The organism is Cellulosimicrobium sp. BMG9.23, assembly GCF_059159985.1.
In genome coordinates this window covers 27,322-50,784 of sequence record NZ_JBZGBZ010000007.1, presented here as the reverse complement: position 1 = coordinate 50,784, position 23,463 = coordinate 27,322, and the positions used below count along the sequence as shown (strand labels likewise).

General features: G+C 72.9%; 15 protein-coding genes. 7 read left to right on the top strand and 8 right to left on the bottom strand.

Features of this window, described 5'->3' with window-relative positions; translation table 11 throughout:
• Nucleotides 1-13: 13 nt before the first annotated feature.
• From AC4H2G_RS12945 to AC4H2G_RS12915, 7 genes are all read left to right on the top strand, one after another.
• Nucleotides 14-1,693: a GTPase gene (locus AC4H2G_RS12945; protein WP_494366148.1), complete on the top strand. Its 1,680-nt coding sequence runs from the start codon at nt 14-16 to the stop codon at nt 1,691-1,693.
• Nucleotides 1,690-3,276 (top strand): P-loop NTPase family protein, encoded by a 1,587-nt coding sequence (locus AC4H2G_RS12940; RefSeq protein ID WP_494366147.1) that lies wholly within the window; start codon nt 1,690-1,692, stop codon nt 3,274-3,276. The genes AC4H2G_RS12945 and AC4H2G_RS12940 overlap by 4 nt, the downstream gene beginning before the upstream one ends.
• Nucleotides 3,277-3,323: 47 nt before the next feature.
• Complete coding sequence (locus AC4H2G_RS12935) at nt 3,324-3,782, top strand: single-stranded DNA-binding protein (RefSeq protein ID WP_494366146.1); 459 nt, start codon at nt 3,324-3,326, stop codon at nt 3,780-3,782.
• A 118-nt stretch (nt 3,783-3,900) separates the two neighbouring features.
• Nucleotides 3,901-5,583 carry an energy-dependent translational throttle protein EttA gene (gene ettA, locus AC4H2G_RS12930; protein ID WP_494366145.1) on the top strand — a complete coding sequence of 561 codons (1,683 nt, stop codon included), beginning with the start codon at nt 3,901-3,903 and terminating at the stop codon, nt 5,581-5,583.
• A 348-nt stretch (nt 5,584-5,931) separates the two neighbouring features.
• A complete protein-coding gene (locus AC4H2G_RS12925; RefSeq protein ID WP_494366144.1) occupies nt 5,932-8,004 on the top strand; it encodes a dynamin family protein in 2,073 nt (690 codons plus the stop codon).
• Nucleotides 8,001-9,758 carry a GTPase gene (locus tag AC4H2G_RS12920; protein ID WP_494366143.1) on the top strand — a complete coding sequence of 586 codons (1,758 nt, stop codon included), beginning with the start codon at nt 8,001-8,003 and terminating at the stop codon, nt 9,756-9,758. The genes AC4H2G_RS12925 and AC4H2G_RS12920 overlap by 4 nt, the downstream gene beginning before the upstream one ends.
• 180 nt (nt 9,759-9,938) lie before the next feature.
• Complete coding sequence (locus AC4H2G_RS12915; RefSeq protein WP_494366142.1) at nt 9,939-10,442, top strand: acyl-CoA thioesterase; 504 nt, start codon at nt 9,939-9,941, stop codon at nt 10,440-10,442.
• A gap of 4 nt (nt 10,443-10,446) precedes the next feature.
• Here AC4H2G_RS12915 and AC4H2G_RS12910 read toward each other — a convergent pair whose 3' ends face one another.
• The 8 genes from AC4H2G_RS12910 to AC4H2G_RS12875 form a co-directional block, all read right to left on the bottom strand.
• Nucleotides 10,447-11,340: an SIR2 family protein gene (locus tag AC4H2G_RS12910; protein ID WP_494366141.1), complete on the bottom strand. Its 894-nt coding sequence runs from the start codon at nt 11,338-11,340 to the stop codon at nt 10,447-10,449.
• Nucleotides 11,337-12,377: a ParA family protein gene (locus tag AC4H2G_RS12905; protein WP_494366140.1), complete on the bottom strand. Its 1,041-nt coding sequence runs from the start codon at nt 12,375-12,377 to the stop codon at nt 11,337-11,339. The genes AC4H2G_RS12910 and AC4H2G_RS12905 overlap by 4 nt, the downstream gene beginning before the upstream one ends.
• Nucleotides 12,378-12,469: 92 nt before the next feature.
• Nucleotides 12,470-14,029 carry an SDR family oxidoreductase gene (locus AC4H2G_RS12900; protein WP_494366139.1) on the bottom strand — a complete coding sequence of 520 codons (1,560 nt, stop codon included), beginning with the start codon at nt 14,027-14,029 and terminating at the stop codon, nt 12,470-12,472.
• Entirely contained in the window at nt 14,026-15,009 is a 984-nt protein-coding gene (locus AC4H2G_RS12895) for a DNA topoisomerase IB (RefSeq protein ID WP_494366138.1), read from the bottom strand. Before AC4H2G_RS12895 ends, AC4H2G_RS12900 begins: the two co-directional genes overlap by 4 nt.
• Nucleotides 15,010-15,108: 99 nt before the next feature.
• Nucleotides 15,109-17,808, bottom strand: a complete 2,700-nt coding sequence (locus AC4H2G_RS12890; RefSeq protein WP_494366137.1) for a cellulose binding domain-containing protein — start codon at nt 17,806-17,808, stop codon at nt 15,109-15,111.
• Nucleotides 17,809-18,032: 224 nt separating this feature from the next.
• On the bottom strand, nt 18,033-19,700 hold the full coding sequence (locus tag AC4H2G_RS12885; RefSeq protein ID WP_494366136.1) for a glycoside hydrolase family 10 protein: 1,668 nt from the start codon (nt 19,698-19,700) through the stop codon (nt 18,033-18,035).
• Between the two features lie 208 nt (nt 19,701-19,908).
• Nucleotides 19,909-22,209, bottom strand: a complete 2,301-nt coding sequence (locus AC4H2G_RS12880; protein WP_494366135.1) for a glycoside hydrolase family 6 protein — start codon at nt 22,207-22,209, stop codon at nt 19,909-19,911.
• A 112-nt stretch (nt 22,210-22,321) separates the two neighbouring features.
• On the bottom strand, nt 22,322-23,443 hold the full coding sequence (locus AC4H2G_RS12875; protein WP_494366134.1) for a LacI family DNA-binding transcriptional regulator: 1,122 nt from the start codon (nt 23,441-23,443) through the stop codon (nt 22,322-22,324).
• Between the last annotated feature and the right edge of the window lie 20 nt (nt 23,444-23,463).

Below are 23,463 nucleotides of genomic sequence, written 5' to 3'. Positions count from 1 at the left end.
TCAGGATGGGGCCGTGAGAACCCGAGACGTCGCGACCGGCGCCCAGAGCGCCACAGGCCCGGGCGGCGTGGCGGGCCGCGGCCGTGGCGAGCAGGGCGAGGAGCTGGGCGTCACCGTCTTCGACGTGGCGCGTGACCTGCGGCGGGACGTCGCGGCGGTCGAGCTCCCGCTCGCGATCGACGGGGCCGGCGAGGCAGCGGCCTCCCGGGACCGTCTGCTCACCCAGCTCGACGAGCACCTGCTGCCGCGGCTCAAGGAGCTGTCCTCGCCGGCGGTCGTCGTGGTGGCCGGCTCGACGGGCGCGGGGAAGTCCACGCTGTACAACTCGCTGCTCGGCGAGGAGGTCTCCCAGGCCGGCGTCCTGCGCCCGACGACGCGCGAGCCGGTCCTCGCGTTCAACCCCCTGGACGCCGACGTGATCGTCGAGGGCCCGGCGACGCGCGTGTCGCGCGTCATCGACCACGACGGCGTCCCGCGCGGCACCGCGCTGCTCGACGCCCCCGACCTCGACTCGCTCCTGTCGGAGAACCGCGAGACTGCGGGTCTCCTGCTCGAGGCGGCGGACCTGTGGCTGTTCGTCACGACGGCGTCGCGCTACGGCGACGCGCTCCCGTGGAAGGCGCTGGGCCGCGCGATGGAGCGCGGCGCGAGCGTCGCGATGGTCCTCAACCGCGTTCCCCGCGAGACGCTCACGACGATCCGCGGCGACCTGCTCCAGCGCCTGCGCGACCACGGCATGGACGGCGTGCCGCTGTTCGTCGTGCCCGACGTCGGCCCGCACGAGGGTCTGCTCGACCGGTCGGTCGTGGCGCCCGTCGCGCGCTGGCTGACGATGCTCGCCGGCCCGGACCGCTCGCGCGCGGTGATCGTCCGCACGCTCAAGGGCTCGCTCGCGGCGCTGCCGTCGTGGGTGACCGGCGTCTCCGAGGCGGTCGAGCAGCAGATCGAGGCGGCGCAGGTGCTCCGTGACGCGGTGACCGCCGCGCTGCCACCGGTACGTGCGCAGGCTCGGGAGTCGGTCCTGCGCGGGGACTCGTCCCGCGGCTCGCTCGCGGCCCGCTGGTCCCAGATCACGGGCGCCGACAAGGTGGACCGCGTCAAGGTGCGCGGCGGCGTCGTCCGCTCGTCGCGACGCCGTGGCCGGGCGCGCGACCTCGCGCTCGAGCCGCTCCACGCCGAGGTCCGCGCCGTCGTCCGCCGCACCCTGGTCGCGGACGGGGTGCTCGCGCACGACGCGCTGCGCGCGGCGCTCGTCGGGTCGCGGCCGCTCCCCGGAGGGGAGGCCGTCGCGCCCGACGCCGAGGAGACGACCGCCTCGCGCGAGGCCGCGGCCGACCGCCACGTGGACGAGTGGGTGGCCCGAGCGGGCGAGGTCGTCGCCGGCCTCGGCCGTCCGGACGCGGCGGACGCCGCACGCGCCGCGGTCAAGGCGTTCGGGGAGAACGGGCTCGCCGCCCTCCTGCTCGCCGCGGCCGCGGGGAGCGACGACGCCGCGGACCTCGTCCGCGCGACGCTCGCGGACACCGCGGACGACGCCCTCACCGCCCTGACGTCGGACCTCGGCGACCGCGCCGTGGCGATGGTCGACCGGGAGGCCGAGCCGGTCCTCGCGGCGCTCGACGTGCCCGCGCTCGCCCCGGACGCCGCCGTCGGCCTGCGCCTACGACTCGCCGAGCTGAGGAGGCTCATGTGACGTCCCACGACGCCCAGCTGCGTGCCCGCACCGAGGACCTCGAGCGCGCGGTGGACCTCGCGGGCGACCGGCTCGACCCCGCCGTCGCGACCCAGGTGCGCGACGCGATCGGCGGCGTGCGCGAACGGCTCGCGCTCGGCGTCGACCACACGGTCGTGGCGCTCGCGGGCGGCACCGGCTCGGGCAAGTCCAGCCTGTTCAACCGGGTCTCGCGCCTCGACTTCGCGGACGTCGGGGTCAAGCGCCCGACGACGGCGCGCATCACCGCGTGCGCATGGAGCGACGCGGCGACGGCGCTGCTCGACTGGCTCGAGGTCGACGCGGAGCGCCGCATCACGCGCGACGGCATGCTCGACGCCGACGACGAGTCGGCGCTCGGCGGTCTCGTGCTGCTCGACCTGCCCGACCACGACTCGATCGAGCCCGCCCACCGGGCCGTCGTGGACCGCGTGCTGCCGCTCGTCGACCTGCTCGTGTGGGTCGTGGACCCGCAGAAGTACGCCGACGACGCGCTCCACTCGGGCTACCTGCAGAAGTCCGCGGGGCTCGAGGGGTCGATGGTCGTGGTGCTCAACCAGATCGACACGGTGCCGGAGAGCCGGCGCGCGTCCCTGGTCGAGGACATGGACCGGCTCCTCGCCGAGGACGGGCTCACCGGCGTCTACGTCACGACGGTGTCCGCCCGTACGGGGGAGGGCCTGGACGAGCTGCGCGACCTGCTCGAGCAGGCCGTCGCGCGGCGCAGCGTCGCGGCGAGCCGGGTCGCGGGTGAGCTCGACCGCGCGGGCGCGCTGCTGCTCGCGGAGATCCCCGGCGACGTGCCGTGGACCATGAGCACAGCGGTCGAGGAGGAGGTCGACGGGCTCGCCGCGGCGACCGGCCTCGCGGCCGTCGCCGGCCAGGTCGGCGCCGCCGTCCGCAACGGCTACGGGCGGCCCGAGTTCTCCCCGCCGCAGCCCGACGCGGTCGGCCTGTCGCGGTCGCGCTGGATCGAGCGCGCCGGCCGTGCGCTGCGCCCGGGCTGGCGACGGGCGCTCGACGAGGCGGTGACGCCCGCGAAGGGGATCACCGAGGCGACCGTCGCGGCGCTGTCCAAGATCCCGCTGGACACGCGCGGCCCGGCGTCCGCGCGGCCCACGCGTCGCGCCGCGTGGGTGGCGCTCGCGGTCGGTGTGGTCGCGGGGGTCCTCGCCGTCCTCGGCTCTCTCGGCGTGCTCGACCTGTCGGGCGTGCTCGTCACCGTGTGCGCCGTCGTGGCGGCCGTCGCGGTGCTCGGGGCGGTCGTGTGCTTCCTCGCGGTCGTCCAGGTGCGCCGCACGGTCGCCCGACGGCGCGAGCAGCAGGTCCTCGCCTCGGGTCGCGGTGCGATCGAGCGGGTCGTGCAGGAGTCGTTGGGTCGGCCCACCCAGGACCTGCTCGACACCCACCGCCAGGTCCGCGAGCTCGCGCAGTCGGCGCGCGACCAGACGCCCGCGGCGCCGCTCACCGGCCCGCTACGCCTACCCACAGGCCCGGATCTGGAGGCGTCGTCCACAGGCGAGCGCCCGACGTCGGACGGCGGCACCGCGCGCAGCGCACCCTGAGGCGGTCGCCGGGACCGGCCCGGCGCAACCGGCCTCAGGAGGCACCCATGCACGGTGACGTCACCGTCACGTTCTCGGGCTTCGTCGCGACGACGCCCACGCTGTTCACGTCCGAGTCCGGCACGGACTACACGAGCTTCCGCATCGCGCAGACGCGCCGCTACCTCGACCGCGAGCGTGGCGAGTGGGTCGACGGGCGCACGCTGTGGTTCACGGTCAAGGCGTTCAAGCACGTCGCGCGCAACGTCGCGACGTCCCTGCACAAGGGCGACCCCGTCGTCGTCTCGGGGCGGCTGTCGGTCGACGAGTGGGTCGGGCCCGACGGGCCGCGCACGAGCCTCGTCGTCGAGGCGACGTCGCTCGGTCACGACCTGACGCTCGGCGAGTCCCGGTTCGCGCGGACCGTGCACCGGCGGGAGGACACCGCGACGACGACGCTCGACGCCACCGAAGGTGCCGTGGAGGAGGAGGCGCCCGCGGACGAGGAGCACCTGGCGACGGTCTGAGCGGTCCCGCCGCACGGTGCGCCGTCCGTCAGGACCCGTGCGGCGGCCCGACCGCGTACGCTGAGTGGTCGGCAATCCCGACCCACTCCAGACCGACCGAACGGTGGATACACAGGCTGTGGCTGAGTTCATCTACTCCATGTACAAGGCGCGCAAGGCGCACGGCGACAAGGTCATCCTCGACGACGTCTCCCTGAACTTCCTGCCCGGCGCGAAGATCGGCGTCGTGGGCCCGAACGGTGCCGGGAAGTCCACGATCCTCAAGATCATGGCCGGTATCGACACGCCCTCGAACGGCGAGGCGCGCCTCTCCCCGGGGTACAGCGTCGGGATCCTCCTGCAGGAGCCGCCGCTCAACGAGGAGAAGACGGTCCTCGGCAACGTCCAGGAGGCCGTCGCCGACATCCTCGCCAAGAAGCACCGCTTCGACGAGATCTCCGCGCTCATGGCCGAGCCCGACGCGGACTTCGACGCGCTGCTCGCCGAGATGGGCACGCTCCAGGAGGCGATCGACGCCGCTGACGCGTGGGACCTCGACTCCCAGCTCGAGCAGGCGATGGACGCGCTGCGCTGCCCGCCGCCGGACGCCGACGTGTCCGTGCTCTCCGGCGGTGAGCGCCGCCGCGTCGCGCTGTGCAAGCTCCTCCTCGAGAAGCCCGACCTGCTGCTCCTCGACGAGCCGACCAACCACCTCGACGCCGAGTCCGTGCTGTGGCTCGAGCAGCACCTCGCGGCGTACCCCGGCGCGATCCTCGCCGTCACGCACGACCGGTACTTCCTCGACCACGTCGCCGAGTGGATCTGCGAGGTCGACCGCGGCCGCCTCTACCCCTACGAGGGCAACTACTCGACGTACCTCGAGAAGAAGGGCGAGCGCCTGCAGGTCCAGGGCAAGAAGGACGCCAAGCTCGCCAAGCGCCTCCGCGAGGAGCTCGAGTGGGTCCGCTCCAACGCCAAGGGCCGCCAGACCAAGTCCAAGGCACGACTCGCCCGCTACGAGGAGATGGCTGCCGAGGCGGAGCGCACCAGGAAGCTCGACTTCGAGGAGATCCAGATCCCGCCGGGCCCGCGCCTCGGCAGCCTGGTCCTCGAGGCGAAGAACCTCCAGAAGGGGTTCGGCGACCGCCAGCTCATCGACGGGCTGAGCTTCACGCTGCCGCGCAACGGCATCGTCGGTGTCATCGGCCCGAACGGCGTCGGCAAGACCACCCTGTTCAAGACGATCGTCGGGCTCGAGCCCCTCGACGGCGGCGACCTCAAGGTCGGCGAGACCGTCTCGATCTCGTACGTCGACCAGTCGCGCGGCGGCATCGACCCGAAGAAGACGCTCTGGGAGGTCGTGTCCGACGGCCTCGACTTCATCAAGGTCGGCAACGTCGAGATCCCGTCGCGCGCCTACGTCGCGTCGTTCGGGTTCAAGGGCCCGGACCAGCAGAAGCCCGCGGGCGTGCTGTCCGGCGGCGAGCGCAACCGCCTCAACCTGGCGCTCACGCTCAAGCAGGGCGGCAACCTCCTGCTCCTCGACGAGCCCACCAACGACCTCGACGTCGAGACCCTCGGATCGCTCGAGAACGCGCTGCTCGAGTTCCCCGGCTGCGCCGTCGTGGTGTCCCACGACCGGTGGTTCCTCGACCGCGTCGCGACGCACATCCTCGCGTACGAGGGCACCGAGGAGAACCCGGCGAGCTGGTACTGGTTCGAGGGGAACTTCGCGTCGTACGAGGAGAACAAGGTCGAGCGCCTCGGCGCCGACGCGGCGCGCCCGCACCGCGTGACGTACCGCAAGCTCACGCGCGACTGATCGATCCCGACGACGCCGGGCGGGTGCTTCCTTCCTGCCCGGCGTCGTCGTGTCGTCGTTGTCGGCGTTCAGGTCACCTCCGCCCGGCGTCCACGACGGCGCGCGCGGGTCTACCATCCGGCCGCTCGTTCCTCGCGGCCTCCCGCCAGACCCACCACGACCCGCGCGCGCCGTCGTTCCCGCCGGGCTCGTCCGTCGGCTCACCGGTGACCGTCGTTTCCGCCGGGCTCGTCGGTCGGCTCACCGGGCCGTCGTTCCGGGCGGGCTCGAGTGTCGTCTCACCCTTGCGCGGCCGTCCCTCTGGCGCGTGCGCGCGCCTGGCCTGGGGCGTTGCGGCAGACTGGCGGGATGACCGAGCCCGGGCCGCTGCGTGACGACGCCGACGGCGGCGGCGCCGAGGTGGTCGACGGCGCTGACGTGAGCGGTCGCACGGTGGCCGAGCGCTCCGCCGGGGCGGGGACCGCGGGGCTGGTCGAGGCGCTGGAGATCCTGCGGGGGCGGCTCGGGGCGCTGCGCCTGCCTCTCGAGGTGCCGGGCGTCGAGACGGCGCGGCACGACCTCGCGCTGGCCGTCGACCAGCTCGACGACTACCTGCTGCCGCGGCTGCGGTCGCACGCGGCGCCGCTGCTGGTCGTCGTCGGTGGGTCGACCGGCGCGGGCAAGTCGACGCTCGTGAACTCGTTGCTCGGCGAGCACGTGTCGGCGCCGGGTGTGCTGCGGCCGACGACGCGGGCGCCCGTCCTCGTGCACCACCCGCTCGACGAGCGGTGGTTCTCCACCGACCGCGTGCTGCCCGGTCTCGCGCGCGTCAGCACGCACGCCCCGGCGAGCTCGACCGCGGACGCCGCGAGCCGCCCGGCCGACCCCGGTCGGTCGCTGCGGCTCGTGGCGAGCGACGCGCTGCCGCAGGGGTTGGCGCTCGTCGACGCGCCCGACGTCGACTCGGTCGAGACCGCGAACCGGGAGCTCGCCGCCCAGCTGCTCGGTGCCGCCGACCTGTGGCTCTTCGTGACCACCGCGGCGCGATATGCCGACGCGGTGCCATGGGACCTGCTGCACCGTGCCGCCGAGCGGCGGGCGCAGGTCGCGATCGTCCTCGACCGGGTGGACCCCGGTGCCGAGGCGGTCGCCGACGACCTGCGGCGCATGATGGGCGAGAACGGGCTGGGGGCCTCGCCGCTCTTCGTCGTCGGCGAGTCCGACCTCGTCGACGGGTTCCTGCCCGAGCAGTCCGTCGCCGAGGTGTCGGCCTGGCTCACGGCGCTGGGCGTCGACGCCGACGCCCGGGACCGGGTCGCGCTCGCGACGCGCGACGGCGTCGTCGACGACCTCGTGCGCCGCGCGGTGCTCGTCGCCGGGGCGGCGGACGCGCAGGGCACGTCGGACGCGCGGCTGCGCGACGTCGTCGCGCGCGCGTACGCCGACGCGACGGCCCAGGTCGACGCCGCGACGAGCGACGGCGCGCTCCTGCGCGGCGAGGTGCTCGCGCGCTGGCAGGACTTCGTCGGCACGAGCGAGATCTTCCGCGCCGTGGAGCAGGGGGTCGGGCGGGTCCGCGATGCGATCGCGTCGTTCTTCCGCGGGCGCCCCGCGCAGGCGCCGCAGGTCGAGCAGGCCATCGCGCACGGCCTGGAGGCCGTCGTCCTCGACGCCGCCGACACCGCCGCGGACCGCGCCTACGGCACGTGGCGCGCCGACCCGTCGGGCCTCGCGCTGCTCGACGGGCTCGACCTGTCGCGCTCGTCCGTCGCCGCACGGACCGAGGTCGCGGCGCAGATCCGCGCATGGCAGGGCGACGTGCTCGACCTCGTGCGCGAGCAGGGTGCCGGGAAGCGCGGCGCGGCCCGCGCGCTGTCGTTCGGGATCAACGGGCTCGGGGTGAGCCTCATGGTCCTCGTCTTCGCGTCGACCGGGGGGATCACCGGAGCGGAGGTCGGGATCGCGGGCGGCACGGCGATCGTCGCCCAGAAGCTCCTGGAGGCCGTGTTCGGCGACGACGCGGTGCGCCGTCTCACGCAGACCGCCCGCGAGCGGCTCGCCGAGCGCGTGGACGACGTGCTCGACGGCGAGGCCCGGCGCTTCACCGCCCAGCTCGACGCCCTCGGCAGCGCCGAGGCGGTCACCGCGGCTCAGGGCGTGCGCGACGCGGCGCACGCGGTCGAGGCCGCCGCGCGCACCGAGCGGGCCCGTCGACCGGCACCGTCCGGGGCGCCGACGGGTCGCCACGCCGCGCGCCCTCTGCGCGGGGCCGGACGCGGGACCGCCGACGAGGCGACGACGGGGGACATGGTCGACGACGGCGCGCGGGCAGGCTTCTGGCGCCGGCTCTTCGGTCGTCCGGCACGCGGCGACGCCGCGGGGACCGCCGCTCAGGACGCGCCACCGGTCGAGCCGCCGGTCCACGGGGAGGAGCGGCCGTGAGCATCGACCTCGCGGACCGGACCGCTGCGCTCGAGTCGGCCCTCCTCGCGGGCGACGGCCGGCTCGACGCGACGCTCGTCGCCGACGCGCGCGACGTCGTCGGGCGGGCGCGCGAGCGGGCCGGGCTGTCCGCCGACCACACGGTGGTCGCGCTCGCCGGTGCGACCGGCTCGGGGAAGTCGTCGGTGTTCAACGCGCTCGCGGGCGGTGAGCTCGCGGCGGTCGGGGTCCAGCGGCCGACGACGTCGCACGCGCTCGCCGCGGTCTGGGGCCCCGGCGGCACCGGGCCCGCCGGAGCGCTGCTCGACTGGCTCGAGGTGTCCCGGCGGCACGAGATGGGCACGCCGCTGGCGTCGGGGGACACCGCGGAGCAGGACGCGAGGCCGGGCGGCCTGCGGGGGCTCCTGCGCGGCACCGGCCGCCGACCGACCGAGCTCACGAGCGGGCTCGTGCTGCTCGACCTGCCCGACCACGACTCGGTCGTCACCGAGCACCGGGTGCGCGCGGAGCGTCTCGTCGAGCGGGCCGACCTCCTCGTCTGGGTCGTGGACCCGCAGAAGTATGCGGACGCCGCGCTGCACGAGCGCTACCTGCGCCCGCTCGCCGGGCACGCGTCCGTCGTCGTCCTCGTGCTCAACCAGGTCGACCGCCTGTCGCCGGCCGACGCCGACGCGTGCCTCGCCGACCTGCGCCGCCTCGCCGCGCAGGACGGGCTCGCCGACGCGCGCGTCCTCGGTGTCTCGGCGCGCACCGGCCAGGGGATGGACGCCTTGCGCGGCCTGCTCGCGGACGCCGCCGCGCGCCGTCGGGCCGCGAACGACCGGCTCGCCGCCGACGAGCGGGCTGTCGCCCGGCGCATCGCCGACGCGTGCGGCGACCCGCCGCCCGAGCGCGCGGCGCAGCGGGCACGCGACGGGCTCGTCGACGCCCTGGAGGCGGCGGCGGGCGTGCCGACCGTCGTCGCGGCGGTCCGCGGGTCGGCGGTGCGCGACGCGCGCGCGGCGACCGGGTGGCCCGTCACCCGCTGGCTCGGTCGGTTCCGGCCCGACCCGTTGCGCCGCATCGGCCTGCGAACAGGACCGGCGCCGGGCTCGCGGGCGGCCCGGACCGCGAAGGCGCTGGGCGGCGCCGACGCCGCCGGTCCGCCCCGCCAGGACCTCGCGCGCACCTCGCTGCCCGCCGTCCCCGCGGCGCTGCGAGCCGGAGCGCAGACGGCGGTCCGGGACTACGTGGGCGCCGCGACGCGCGGGGTGCCGGACGCGTGGGCGCTCGTCGCGCGCCGCCGGGCCGCGGAGGGCACCGCCGACCTCGCGGACGCGCTCGACCGCGCCGTCGCGGGGACTGAGCTCGAGGCGTCGCGTCGCCCGGCGTGGTGGCGCGTCGTCGGCGTGCTGCAGTGGCTCGTGCTCGCCGCGCTCGTCGCCGGGCTCGTGTGGCTCGCGGCGCTGTGGCTGTTCGCCTACCTCCGGCTGCCCGAGCCGCCGACGCCCGTGCTCACGCTGGGCGGCGCGGGCGCTCCCGAGCTCCCGTGGCCGACGCTCCTCGTGCTGGGCGGCGTCGTCGTCGGGGTCCTGCTCGCGCTCGTCGCGCGGGTCGCGGCGGCGGTCGGCGGACGGCGCCGCGCGGTCCGGGCCCGACGACGCCTGCGCGCCTCCATTTCCCAGGTCGCCGACGCCGTCGTGCGTCTGCCGGTGGGCGAGGAGCTCGCCGCGCTCGCACGGTGCCGCGCCGGGGCCCTCGTCGCCGCCTCCTGACCGGGCCACCTCCGCTGCCGAACACGGGATCTGCCACCGGATTCGGCTGATTCCGGTGGCTGATCCCGTGCTCGGCCGTCGGTGATCCCGTGCTCGGCACCGGTGGTAGCGCGGCAGAATGGTCGTCGCACCAGCGCGCCGTCGGCGCAGAGCACTGCCCGCAGCACCGAGAGGACCCCCATGACCCGCCTGCACGTCCCCGTCTCGCTGCGATGGTCGGACCTCGACGCCTACGCCCACGTGAACAACGTCGAGATGTTCCGGCTGGTCGAGGACGCGCGCATCACCGCGTTCTGGACGCACCCCGAGGCGGGGGAGGGCGCGTGGCCCACCGCGGTGCTCGAGACCGGGCCGCACGCCACGAGCCACACGCTCGTCGCTCGCCAGGAGATCCAGTACCTGCGCCCGCTCGCTTTCACGCGGACGCCCGTCCGGGTCGAGCTGTGGGTCGGGCACCTCGGCGGGGCAAGTCTCGAGGTCTGCTACGAGGTGCACGACGGCGTCCCCGGCGGCTTCGGCCGGACCGGCCCCACCTCCGGCGGCGAGGCCTACGCCAAGGCCACGACGACGATCGTCGTGGTCGACGCCGCGACCGGCAGGCCGCGACGCCTTACGGACACCGAGCGCGCGGCGTGGGAGCCCTACGTCGAGGAGCCGTTGGCGTTCCGTCGTCGTCGCGATTGAGCCGTCAGGGAAAGGCGATTCCTATGCTGCGTCGAGCCTCGACTTCATCGGCCAACAACTCAATCATGCGATGCATCTCCACGTAGTCGCCAGAGCGGTAGGTCACTGGCGTAGTGCCATAGGCGTGAGACAAGATCTCACGGCGATACTCGGGAATAGAACTCGAGGTGAGCAGGTAATGTGAAGCAATCCTTGAGCGTGATCCCAGGATATTCTCCAAGACCAGGCGTATGTCCGGATCGTTGAAACCATATCCCAGAAAAAGTGCCGTCTTTGTTAGGAATAGCGCCTCCAATACATCAAGAGCCTCAGCCCCATTCTTTCTCAGGGAAGTATAGTCCGATCGGGTCAGGACGATCTCGTGCGCACTATCCACAGTGCCGTGAACCTTGATGAGCACCGGCCGTCCAAGGCGAACATCGGAAGCAATCCCAGTGCTATCATACCGATGCACGTTATATCCGCTCGCCGTCGCTCGCTCGACAATTCGGTCGTAGTTTGTGGTCACCACGATCTCCGGCTCCAGGCGGAGTATCGTTTCATGCAGGTTTGAGGGTTGGAATGGGTCACCTTGAACACCGTCGACTTGCTCCGCGATGGCGCCTAGAAAATCTGATTCTTTGCTCTTCTTGCGAGCGGAGATGCGAACTACTTCGGCGGCCTCCAAGTATCTCTCCTGCTTAACAAGATCGAGAGCCGTGCTGCGTGAGGCGCCAGAGCAGTGCTTTTTTGCAAGTGTCGTAATCATCGCGCGCCAACTGGGTGGCGTGTGACCAGCGGAATTCGTGGATGACATCGAAATGCCCGCCCCGATCACCATGACAAAATTGCGACTCGCAACGCGGCGAACCAGATTCTCGGGCCATCGATTAGTAAGCGCAGCGTCTGAGGTCGTCATCGCACTCGTCCAAGACCCGTATTCTCGATCAGCATCGCTCCAATCTCCTCGAGACGCTCCACGTACCGCCTTCGTTGACTCACTTGAGCGCCGCGCAAACCGTCGTCCGTTGTCAGTTCCCGAATCGGAGCGTGGGCGCTTTGTGCGAGAGGCACCATTGAGAACATGTTGGGTACCACGCCTAAGTCCAATTCCTCCAGGGAAACTGGTGAGAAGGAGGCGAGAGCCTTTGCGCGATCCGGAATGTGGCGCCGGTGCTTTTCATACGCATTAACCGTTCGTGAACGGCCCTGCATCGCCTTGGTGACATACTGCTGCACCGTATATCCAACCCAACCCTGCGTAGCCGCTGGCGCAGGTAGTAGCCCTATCTCGTCAGGAAGTGCCGAGTCTGTCTCAGCAATGCTCTCAAAACCCCGAGCATACTCGCGCGACCATGAAGTGATCCAATCTGCGATGTTCTCGAGAGCATAGAGGCTGAAGAGGTCCGCAGACATCGGAGTGACGAACGTTCGTGAACCGAGGAGTACGGTTCGATTCAGAGCGCCGAGGCTTGGCCCCACATCAAATATCACCAGATCGTAGTCTCTGGCCTGTGCTGCTTGGGCTAGATTGGCCACCCACATGCTTCGCCGTGCGCCACCTATCACGCCGCCGCGAAATTCGACCCACGAGGTGCTTAGTGTGTCCTCAACTACCGAGAGCGTGGGGTGGCCTGGTAATACGTCTACCCCAAACCTCTTGCTCTCTACGATGTCCAGCTCATCATCAATGCCAGAATCGCCGGCACGAATATGTCTGAGTACGCGGAGCACGGTCCTCTTAGCGGACTCGCGGCGATTGCCATAGAGCTTCTCCCACTCGGCCTCCCGCAACAGTAGTTGTGTCGCATTGCACTGGGGGTCGAGATCAACGACAAGTGTCCGAAGTCGAAGATCTTTACTGATCTGCGCTGCCATGTTGCACGCGAGCGTAGTCTTCCCGACCCCGCCCTTGTTGTTGAAGAATGCAATGGACTGCACTCCGGATCCCTTCATCGAGGAAGTGTCGTCGGAATCGTAGTGGGGCGGGTAGGCGATGTCGAGGGTGAAGTGCTGCGACCTGCCGAAACGCGCACCTGCGGTTCAAATTATGCGGATGGTGATGGTCGGGCTGCCGCCGCACGCTCGGCTGCCTCCGCGATGTTGCGCTGCATGCCGCCGAACACGACGCCGTGGAACGGCTTCACCGACCACCAGTAGAGCTGGCCGGCGAGGCCGTGCGGGTGGAACAGCGCGCGCTGGGCGAAGTACGTGCGGTCCGGTCCGCTCGCGTCCTCGGGCGACGGACCGGGGGCGTCGGGGTCCCGCGCGTCCTCGAGCTCGGCGGCGGCGTCGTCGACGCGCAGCTCGAGCCACGCCAGGCCGGGCAACCGCATCTCCGCGCGGAGCAGGAGTCGTCGGCCCGGCTCGATCGCCTCGACGCGCCACCAGTCGAGCTCGTCGTCCACGCGCAGGCGGTGCTCGTCGCGCCGCCCGCGGCGCAGCCCGGGGCCGCCCACGACGCGGTCCATGAGCCCGCGCACGCGCCAGGCAAGGGACCACGAGTACCAGCCGCCCTGCCCGCCGATCTCCTCGACGACGCGCCACAGCACGTCGTGCGGCGCGTCGACCACGGTCCGCCGCTCGTCCACGAACAGCGACCCGCCCGCCCAGTCCGGGTCGGTGGGCAGCGGGTCCGACGGCGCACCGGGCACCGAGGCCGACGACCACCGGGTCGTGACCTCCCCGTCGTGGATGCGCTGCAGCGCGAGGCCGACGGCACGGTCGAACCCGATGAGCCCGTCCGGTGGGTCGGGGACGTACCGCGCGATGTCGTGCTCGGAGCACACGACCTCGTGCTGGAGCGACTCCACGAGCGGCCGCGCGATGCCGCTCGGGACCGGCGTGACCAGCCCGACCCACAGCGAGGACAGCTTCGGCGTGAGCACCGGGACGCTGACGATCCGGCGTCGCGGCAGGCCGGCGACGCGCGCGTAGCGCTGCATCATGTCCCGGTACGTGAGCACCTCCGGGCCGCCGATGTCGAAGGCGCGCGACACGTCGTCGGGCATCGTCGCGGAACCCACGAGGTAGCGCAGCACGTCACGGACCGCGATCGGTTGGATCCGGTTGTCGACCCACTTCGGCGTCGTCATCGCGGGCAGGCGCTCGGTGAGGTAGCGCATCATCTCGAAGCTGGCCGAGCCCGAGCCGAGGATGACCGCGGCCTGGAGGACCGTCGTCGGGACGCCCGACGCGAGGAGGATCTCCCCGACCTCCTTGCGGGACGCGAGGTGCGGCGACAGCTCGCCCTCGGGCACGTCGGGGAACATCCCGCCGAGATAGACGATGCGTCCCACGCCCGCCTCGCGGGCCGCGCGCGCGAAAGTCAGCGCGGTGCGCCGGTCGCGTGCCTCGAACGTGGGACCTGTGCCGAGCGAGTGGATGAGGTAGAACGCGACGTCGGCGCCCTGGAGCGCCGAGCGGATCTGGTCGAGGTCGCTCGCGTCGGCCTCGACGAGCTCGACCTGCGCGGACCCGGCCCAGTCGCGGCCGCTGAGCCGCTCCGGATGGCGCGCGAGCGCCCGGACCTCGTGGCCGGCCGCCAGCAGCTCGGGCACGAGCCGCCCGCCGACGTAGCCCGTGACTCCCGTGACGGCGATCTTCATCCGAGCAGCTCCAGGACTTCTCGTTCGGCCCGCGTCTGCGAGCGCGTCGCGCCGATCGTCTCGCCACGCTCCCACAGGTCGAACAGGCGGGGGTCGATGTACGACGACCGGGCGACGGTCGGGGTGTTGCCGAGCTCCTCGGCGACGTCCTTGACGATGCCCGTCACGACGCGGCGCCGGGCACGCTCGGACCGCGGCGGGGCACCGGCGTCGGCGAGCGCGCGCGCCGCGAGCACCGTGGCGTGCCACGTGCGGAAGTCCTTGGGGGTCGCGTCCGGTCCGAGGCGCTCCTTGATCGCGCCCTGCACGTCGGCGCTCGTCACGTCGTGCCACACGGGTCGTCCGGCCACGTCCTCGCGCCACGCGAGGAGCTCCACCCCGCCACGGCGCCGCTTGAGCGACGTGACGAGCTCCGCCACCACCGGGTCCTCGACGACGACGTCGCGCACCTGGCCGGACTTCGCGGGGTAGTGGAAGTGCACGCTCCCGTCGCGGCGGACCCGGGCGTGCTCCTTGCGGATCGTCGCGAGCCCGTAGCTCTTGTTCTGCTTCGCGTAGATCTCGCCGCCCGCGCGGAAGTAGGCGAGGTCGAGGAGGCGGAACGCGAGTGCCAGCACCTTCTCGCGGCCCATCCCCGGCAGCTCGAGGTCGCGCGCGACGTGGCGGCGCGCCGCGGGAAGCCGCCGGCCGACGTCGAGCACGTGGTCGTGCTTGCGGCGCGAGCGCGTGCGCTGCCACTGCTCGTGGTAGAGATACTGGCCCCGGCCTGCGGCGTCGCGACCGAACGCCTGGATGTGGCCGTTCGGGAACCGGCAGATCCACACGTCCTCCCAGGCAGGAGGGACGGCGAGGCCGGTGCAGCGCTCGAGCTCCTCCTCGTCGGTCAGGGGCACGCCGTCGACGTCGAGGAACACCCACGCGTCGCCCTTCGGGCGGCGTGAGTACCCGGGAGAGGTCACGGACACGCGGCGCAGTCGCACCCGGTCAGTGTGGTGGTGCCCCCGGACGTACGCAGCCGGGGACGCCCCAGCGGGGGCGGCGCCTGCCTGGTCGGCGCGCGCCACCCCCGCCGCGTCACGTCACGAGGTCGTGCACTCCTCGCCGTTCAGGGCGAAGTCCTCGGGCGGGCCGGCGCTGCCCGCGCCGACGAGCCCGACGTCCGACGACGCGCCCGGTGCGAGCGTCGTCGCCCAGCCGGGCGCCGCCACCCGCACCGAGGTGCCGGTCTGCGTCGCCGTCCCGCCCCACGCCTGGGCCACCTGCTCGCCCGCGGTGAACTGCCACGTGAGGTTCCACCCGGCGACCGGCGCGTCGCCCGTGTTCGTCACGCGCGCCGTCGCCTGGAACCCGCCCGGCCACTCGCCGACGACGTCGTAGGCGACCGAGCACGCGGCGTCGCCCGGTTCCTCGGTCGGTTCCTCGGTGGGTTCCTCGGTCGGCTCGGTCCCCGGGTCGCCCGTGAGGTCCCCGACGACGACGCCCCTCCCGTTGGTCCCGACGTACACCCGGCCGTAGACGTCGGGGTCGCCCGTGACCACGGAACCGGTCCACGCCCACTGGTGCTCGTCGTCGTTGATGCGGACCCACGTGGCGCCGGCGTCGTCGGAGCGGAAGACGCCGCGTACGCCGCCGATCCTCGACGACGTGTAGACCGCCGGGTAGTCCGCGCCGGGCGCGGCCTTGCCGAACCCGACCGCGTCGCCCTCGTCGACGCCGGCGACGCGCGTGAACGTCGCGCCCTGGTCGGTCGAGCGCCACAGGCCGTAGGTCGCGTCGGTGGTCCCGCCCGCGAGCCACACGTCGCCCTCGTGCCCGGGGACGGCGGCGAAGCGGACGTTGCCCTCGGCGGGCAGGCCGGACGCCGCGGACGCGGTGAAGGAGACTCCGCCGTCGGTGCTCGTGTAGAACGTGCCCGCCGCGAACGCGTAGAACACCGACGGATCGACCCGGTCCGCCTCGACGCGCGCGCCGGCCGGCACGCCCGTCGACGCCGTCCACGACGAGCCGAGCGTCGTCGACACGTGCACCCCGGTGCCCTGCGGGCTCCACACGACGCGGCCGCCGTCGGCGCCGATGGCCACGGTCCCCGCGCCCGTCACCCCGGACGGCTCCTGGCCTGCCCACCACGACGCCCCGCCGCTCGTCGAGACGCCGATGTGGGACGCGACCGCGCCGTCGACCCCCTGCCCGACGCGCACGACGGTCGACGGCGCCAGCTCGGCGAAGTCCAGGCTGTGCACCGCCCCGTGGTACGGCTGGGTGAACATCATGTCCGGCACCTGCGTGATGTCGTCGTGCACGAAGCCGCCGATGTCGCCGAGCCCCGAGATCACCTCGGCGCCCCCGGGCGGCGCGACGAGGTCGAGCACGGCGGTCTCCTCGATGCCCTGCGCCTTCACCGAGATGTCCACGGTCCCGCCCGTGTCCCAGTCCGTGAGGTTCGTGCCGCCGTAGACGGTCGCGCCGGTGCCGTAGAAGAAGCGGTCGGAGTCGAACGGGTCGATCTCGAACGACTCGGTCATCCAGCCGAGCTTGGGGCTCGGCTCGGGCGGTGCCGGCTGCTTGCCGAACGTGAGCCACGGCGCGCCCGAGATGTCGAGCGAGTAGCGCAGGTCGCGGTTCGGGTAGCCGGACCACTCCCACATCGACGTCCACGTCTCGCCGCGGTCCGTGCTGCGGTACACCTGGATGTCCGGCCACCAGGAGATCTGGCTCACGACCATGAGCGTGTCGGGGTCCTGCCGGTCGATCGTCAGGCCCGAGTAGCCGAAGGAGGCGTCCGCGCTCGAGGACGGCACGGGGCTGATCTGCGTCCACGTCCCGGTCGCGGTGTCGAGGCGCCAGACGTCGCCCTTTCCGCCGTCGTACGGGCCGCCCGTGTCGGACGTCGCGAGGTACAGCTGGCCGCCCTCGTCGTCGAGCACGACCTTGTGCGGGACGAAGCCGGTGGGTGCGCCGGGCACGGCCTCCCACGTCGCGCCGGCGTCGGTCGAGCGGTAGAGCGGGGCCTCCTTGTCCGCGACCCCCACGTACAGCGTGCGGGTCGGCGTGCCTGCGGTGCCCGTGGAAGGGTCTGGCACCACGGTGATCACACCCTGGTTGGCGGAGAGGTACCCGTTCGTGTCGGTCGGGTCCTGGACGTAGTTCCCTGGGTTCGGGAACGACGTCACCTCGGACCACGTGACGCCCGCGTCGGTGCTGCGCCACAGGCCGTGGCCCTCTTCCGTCCCGAGGTACAGCACGTCGTTGTCGTGCGGGTCGACGACGAGGCGCTCGCCCATCCCGCGGCCCGGCATGTTCCCGCCGACCTTGAACGGCAGGTCGGTCCGCTGCCACGTCTCGCCCCGGTCGGACGAGCGCAGGATCGCGCCGGGGTTCGGGTCCCACGAGTTCGTGTAGGTGCCGACGGCGGCGTAGACGTTGTCCGGGTCCACGGGGTCGGTCGCGATGCTCTGCACGCCGGTGTGGCCCCAGTCGTCCCAGCCCACGTGGTCGAGCAGCGGGACCCAGCGCTGCGTCTGCTGGTCCAGGCGGTAGGCGCCGCCGATGTCGGTGCGCGCGTAGACGAGGCCGGGCTCGGTCCGGTTGAAGACGATCCCCGGGACGAATCCGCCGCCGACGATCTCGACGTTCCCCCAGTCGTACTCCGCCGCAGCGGTCGCGGCCGTGCTCGCGGCGGTCGCTGCCACGACCCCGGGGACGGCCGCGGCGGCCGCCCCCAGTCCCGTGGCGAGGAGCCCGCACCCGACGAGCGCGGCGATGGCTGGTCGCAAGCTCATCCGTCTCCCACTCCTTCGTGCGTGAGGCGGGGGCGAGCCCCCGGGCACGTCGTCGTGCCGCGCGCCACGCTAGGTGAAGCGCTTCGACGGTCGAAGGCGTGAAACGTTTCGGGGCACGGGGGACGTGCTGACCCGGGCCGGGGGCGCGGCCCGGGTCAGCACGCGTTCTGGGCGACGCCACGGTCCGGGGCGGCCCCTGCGCGCCCCGGACTCCTGGCGTCCGATCAGGCCACGACGCAGGTCTCGCCGTTCAGCGTGAAGGCGGTCGGCTCGGTGTTGGTCCCGGAGTGGGAGCCGTTGAAGCCGATGTCGACGCTCGCGCCGGCGCCCAGCGTGGTGTTCCAGGCCGCCGGGGTGACGGTGACCGTGGAGCCGGACTGCGCGTACTGCGCGGACCAGCCCTGCGTGACGGTCTGCCCGTCGGGGAAGGCGAACCGCAGGGCCCAGCCCTGGAGCGCTGCGGACGAGTCGTTCGTGATCCGCAGCGACGCGGTGAACCCGGTGTTCCACGAGCTCGCGCCGTAGGCGACGGTGCAGATGCCTGCGGGCTCGCCGCCGTCGTCCTCGGTCGTGCCGGTCACGGTGCCGGACGTCGCGGAGAGGTTGCCCGCGGCGTCGACGGCGCGGACTGCGTAGGCGTGGTCCGTGCCGGGGGCGAGGCCGGCGTCCGTGTACGACGTCGCAGCGACCTCGGCGACCTGCGTCCCGTCCCGGAAGACCCGGTATCCGGTGACCCCGGTGTCGTCGGTCGACGGGTTCCACGCGAGCGACACCGAGGACGACGTGGCGCCGGAGACCCGCAGGCCGGTCACGGCCGTCGGCGCCTGGTCGTCACCGCCCGAGCCGTCGTCCTGTGCACCGAGGACGGCCGCGATCGCGGCGTACGCGGGCTTGGCCGTGTACGCGTCGTCCCACACGAGCGCGGCGCCTTGTCCCGGGAAGACGTCGGGGATCCATGAGTACCGGTCCGTGATGCCCCACAGCGTGACGCCCGTGCAGCGGTCCACGTCCAGGCACGCCTGGAAGACCTTCGCGTAGTCGGACGCCTGCTGCGCCAGCTTCGACGCGTCGGCGGGGGTGTTGATGCGGATGTCGAGCTCGGTGATGCGCACGTCCACGCCGAGGTCCGCGAACCGCTGGAGGTTCTGGGTCAGCGTCGACGGCACCTGCCCGACGATCAGGTGCGCCTGGAAGCCCACGCAGTCGATCGGGACGCCCCTGGCCGTGAAGTCGCGCACGAGGTCGTAGATCGCCGTGCTCTTCGCGTTGATGCCGTCGGTGCTGTAGTCGTTGATGCACAGGTCGGCGTCCGGGTCCGCTGCCCGCGCGGCGCGGAACGCATCCTCGATGTAGCCGTCCCCGAGACGCTGCTGGAAGATGCTCTGCCGGCGAGAGCCGTTGTCCTCGAACGCCTCGTTGACCACGTCCCACGCGTCGACGTCGCCCGCGTACCGCCCGGCGACGGCCTCGACGTGGTCGGTCATCGCCGCGCGCAGCGCGTCGCCGCTCAGGTTCGACACCCAGCCCGGGAGCTGCGAGTGCCACACGAGCGTGTGCCCGTACAGGTCCGCGCCCTGCGCCGCGGCGTAGTCGGCGACCCGGTCGGCGCCGCTCCAGGAGAACGATCCCTGGCTGGGCTCCGTCGCGTCCCACTTCATCGCGTTCTCCGCGACGACGAGCGAGAACTCGCGGTCGGCGACGGCCTTGTACGCGCTCTCCGACAACCGGTTCGGGTCGAGCGCGAACCCCACGGTCTGGCCGTGGCGCGCGGCCGCGTCCGCGAGGGGTTCGGGGGCTGCGGCCGCCGTGGTCGCGGTCGGGACGATCGCCGCCACGGCGAGCGCCGCCGTCGCGAGGGTCGTCGTGAGTGCTCGTCTGCTGGTCCTGCGCATGCTGCACGCTCCAAGCCCGGGCCGACGGGTGGCCCGCTTCCGGTGGGTCGACCCGGCGTCAGTCGGCGGGTCGATATCGATATCGAACGGCCGCGGCGGAGCGGGGTGCGAAGCCGTGGCGAGGGGTGTCGATCGTGGAGCCGGTGGCCGGAGCGCCCCTGCGCGCCCCGGCCACCGGTCAGTGCTCAGCCGGTCATCGGTCAGCCGGTCAGCTGACGGTGCAGGCCGCGCCGTTCAGCTCGAAGGACGTCGGCTCGGTGTTGGTCCCCGAGTGGGAGCCGTTGAAGCCGACCTCGACGCTCGCGCCGGCGCCCAGCGTGGTGTTCCAGGCCGCCGGGGTGACGGTCACCGTCGAGCCGGACTGCGCGTACTGCGCGGACCAGCCCTGCGTGATCGTCTGACCGTTCGCGAAGTCGAACGTCAGGGTCCAGCCCTGAAGCGGCGTGGCCGAGTCGTTCGTGATCCGCAGGGACCCGGTGAACCCGGTGTTCCACGAGCTCGCCGTGTACGCGACCGTGCAGGCGCCGGCGGGCTCGCCGCCGTCCTCCTCGGTCGTGCCGGTCACGGTGCCGGACGTCGCGGAGACGTTGCCCGCCGCGTCGACCGCGCGCACCGCGTAGACGTGTGCCGTCCCGGCCGCGAGGCCCGTGTCGGTGTACGACGTCCCGGAGACCTCCGCGACGACCTCGCCACCGCGGTACACCCGGTACCCGTCGACGCCCGTGTCGTCGCTCGACGCGTTCCACGCGAGCGAGACGGAGGACGTCGTGACGCCGGAGACGCGCAGACCCGTCGGGGCGGTCGGTGCCTGCGTGTCCTCGCCGGACCCGCCGTCCTCGTCGGTCGTGACGGTGAGCGGTGCCGACGCGGCGGAGACGTTGCCGGCGGCGTCACGAGCGCGCACCGTCACGGCGTACGACGTGTCCGGGTCGAGGCCCGTGACCGTGTACGAGGTCGTCGCCGTCGTGCCGACGGCCGTGCCGTCGACGAGGACGGTGTACGCCGAGACACCGGTGTCGTCCGTCGAGGCCGTCCAGCTCACGGACGCCGACGTCGCGGTGGTGGCGCCGGCCACGAGGCCGGTCGGGACGGTCGGCGGCGTGGTGTCGTCCGGGACCTCGCCGTCGGGGTCGATCACCGGGTAGGCGTTCTCGACGAGCATCTGGAACTGCGACTCGAACCACTGGCCCGCGAGCGGGGCGTCCGGGAGCGCGCCCGTGAGCTGGTTGGCCAGCTTGGGCGAGACGAACGTCGGGTCGCACATGCGGTCGAACCGCTTGCCCTGGTCGTTCGGGATGTCGCTCGACGCGCCGTCGGACTCGCCCGGAGGCTTGACCCACACGAAGGCGTGCAGGTGCGACTCGGGGTAGCCGGCGGGCGTGGCCTGCGGGCGCTCACCGATGCCGGCTCCGGCCGGGTTGCACCACGCGCCGCGGTGGATGCGCTGGTCGACGCGGGACTCGTCGACGTACGTGTTGAGGTTCGTGGACGTGCTCACCGCCGTGGGCCGGTCCTCGCCGCCCCAGCCGTTGCGCGACGTGTCGATGAGCATGCCGATCGAGCTCGGGAAGCCCTCGGCGACCAGCAGGTCGTAGAGGTGCGCGGTCCAGTCGGTCTCGTCGAAGTCGGCGTTCCACTCGTAGAACGTCGCCGACCGCACGGGCGTGCTGCCGAGCTGGACGTCTTCGAGGAACGGCTCGACGAGAGGCGTCGAGTTCGCCGTGTTGGAGACGAACCCGGCCACGGAGGCGTAGCCCGCGTCGGTCGAGAGGACGACCTCCTCGAAGAGCTTCGCCGCCGGCCCGGCGTTGCTCGGCCAGCCGAGCCACCCGGCGTGCGCGGCGTCGATGTAGCTGTAGACGTTCCCGACGTCGTGCAGCGCGTCGAGCGCGTACGCGACACCCTCGCGGTAGTACGGCGCGGACACCTGGCAGTCGGGGTGGCTGATGTTGGTGATGAGGTTCGGCAGCGAGTCGGGCTCGATCGTCGCCGCGATGCGCAGGTCCTCGTACGCCGGGTCGTCGAGGATGTCGGCGATGACGTCGATGTACTCGGTCTTGTACCGCTGCATGTCCGCGGCGGTGGGCTTGAGCTCGCCGTTCGAGGCGAGCGCGTAGCAGTCGCGCCCGGGCAGGTCGTAGATCACGAGGTTGAAGACCATCGGTACGCCGGGCTGCTTCTGGGCGAGCGCGGCGTCGAGGTGCGTCCGCAGGCCGGGGCCGTCGGCGTTGCCCTCGATCGCGCTGATCCGGTCCATCCAGACCGAGGTGGGCTCGTCGGCGATCGACAGCATGCGCGACCCGAGGTCGCCGCCCGCACGAGCGGCCGCGGCCTCGACGTTGTTCGACCAGTAGTCGTTGACGTACTGGGTGGCGCCGGCGAACGGGTTGCTCACTCGGGGCTCGGCGGCACTCGCCGGCGCCGTGGCGGCGACCAGCGGCGCGCTCAGCAGCGCGAGCGACGCGACGACCGTCGCGCCCTTGCGCAGTCGACTCGAACGGGATGGCACGGGGTCCTCCAACGTGTTCGGGGGACGCGGACACCGGTCCGCGTGCCGGGCGAGGAGCCCGACGGGGACCACCGTGATCACCCGGAGCCGGGATGCACACCGTGCGAAACGTTTAGGCGGACCGGGGTGGCGCGGTCGTCCCGCGCAGGACGAGCTTGGCCGCGGGGGCGGGCCCGGGCCGCTCCCCGGTCTCCGCGTCGTCGGGCCGGGCGACGGCGCGTCCCAGGCGGAACCGGTGCACGAGGGTCTCGGCGACGTGCGCGCCGAGCGGGACGAACGGACGGTGGACCGCGGTGAGCGCCGGGGCGACGAGCCGGCACGTCGCCGAGTCCTCACCGGACAGGACGGACAGGTCCCACGGCACCTCGAGCCCGCGGCGTCGTGCGGCCTCGAGCACGGCGAGCGCGTTGACGTCGCCGTCGGTGAGGACCGCCGTCGGCCGGGACGCGTGCGCGAGCAGGCGCGTGGCGGCCGCACGCGTCTCCTCCCACGTGCGGCACTCCACGAGCTCCACCCGGGTCTCGGGGCCGCCGGCGCCGCTCATCGCGTCGTGCAGGGCGCGCGCGACGTCGTCGTGGGCGTCCGACACGACGAGGGCGACGCGACGGTGCCCGAGCTCCACGAGGTAGCGAGCCGCGCGTGCGTCGGCGTCGCCGGCGAACCACACCGGTGCGTCGGGTCCGCTGCCCTGCGGCGCGCCCCTGCGCTCGCCGGGCCCTCCGCCGTCCGCGACCTCGACGAGCGGGATCGTGCCGTCCCGCGCGACCCGTCGTCGGGGGTCGCGCTCGTGCACGCCCGTGACGACGAACGCCGCGTGCCGCCGTTCCGACCAGCCCGCCTCGATGTCGCGACCGCCGTCCTCGCGGTCGGAGACCACCTCGACGCTCAGGGCGAGGTCGTGCGCCGCCAGCGCCGGCCGCATGCCCGCGGCGAGCGCGACGGCCCGCGCGGGTCCTGGCGAGCCCTCCGGGCCGTGGACGACCTGCAGGCTGACGCTGCGGGCCCGCGCGCGCAGCGACCGGGCCGCGGCGGAGGGCCGCCAGCCCAGGTCGGCGGCGGTGCGCAGGACGTGCCGCCGGGTGCGCTCGGAGACCCCGGGGCGGTCGTTGAGCGCGTACGAGACGACGGCGATCGAGACGCCGGCCGCTCGCGCGACGTCCGTGATCGTGATGCGCCGCTCACCGGGAGCCGGAGGGCCGGAGGACGGGGACCCCGGCGAGGGAATTGTGGTCACGCTCCCACACTGTGCCCGCT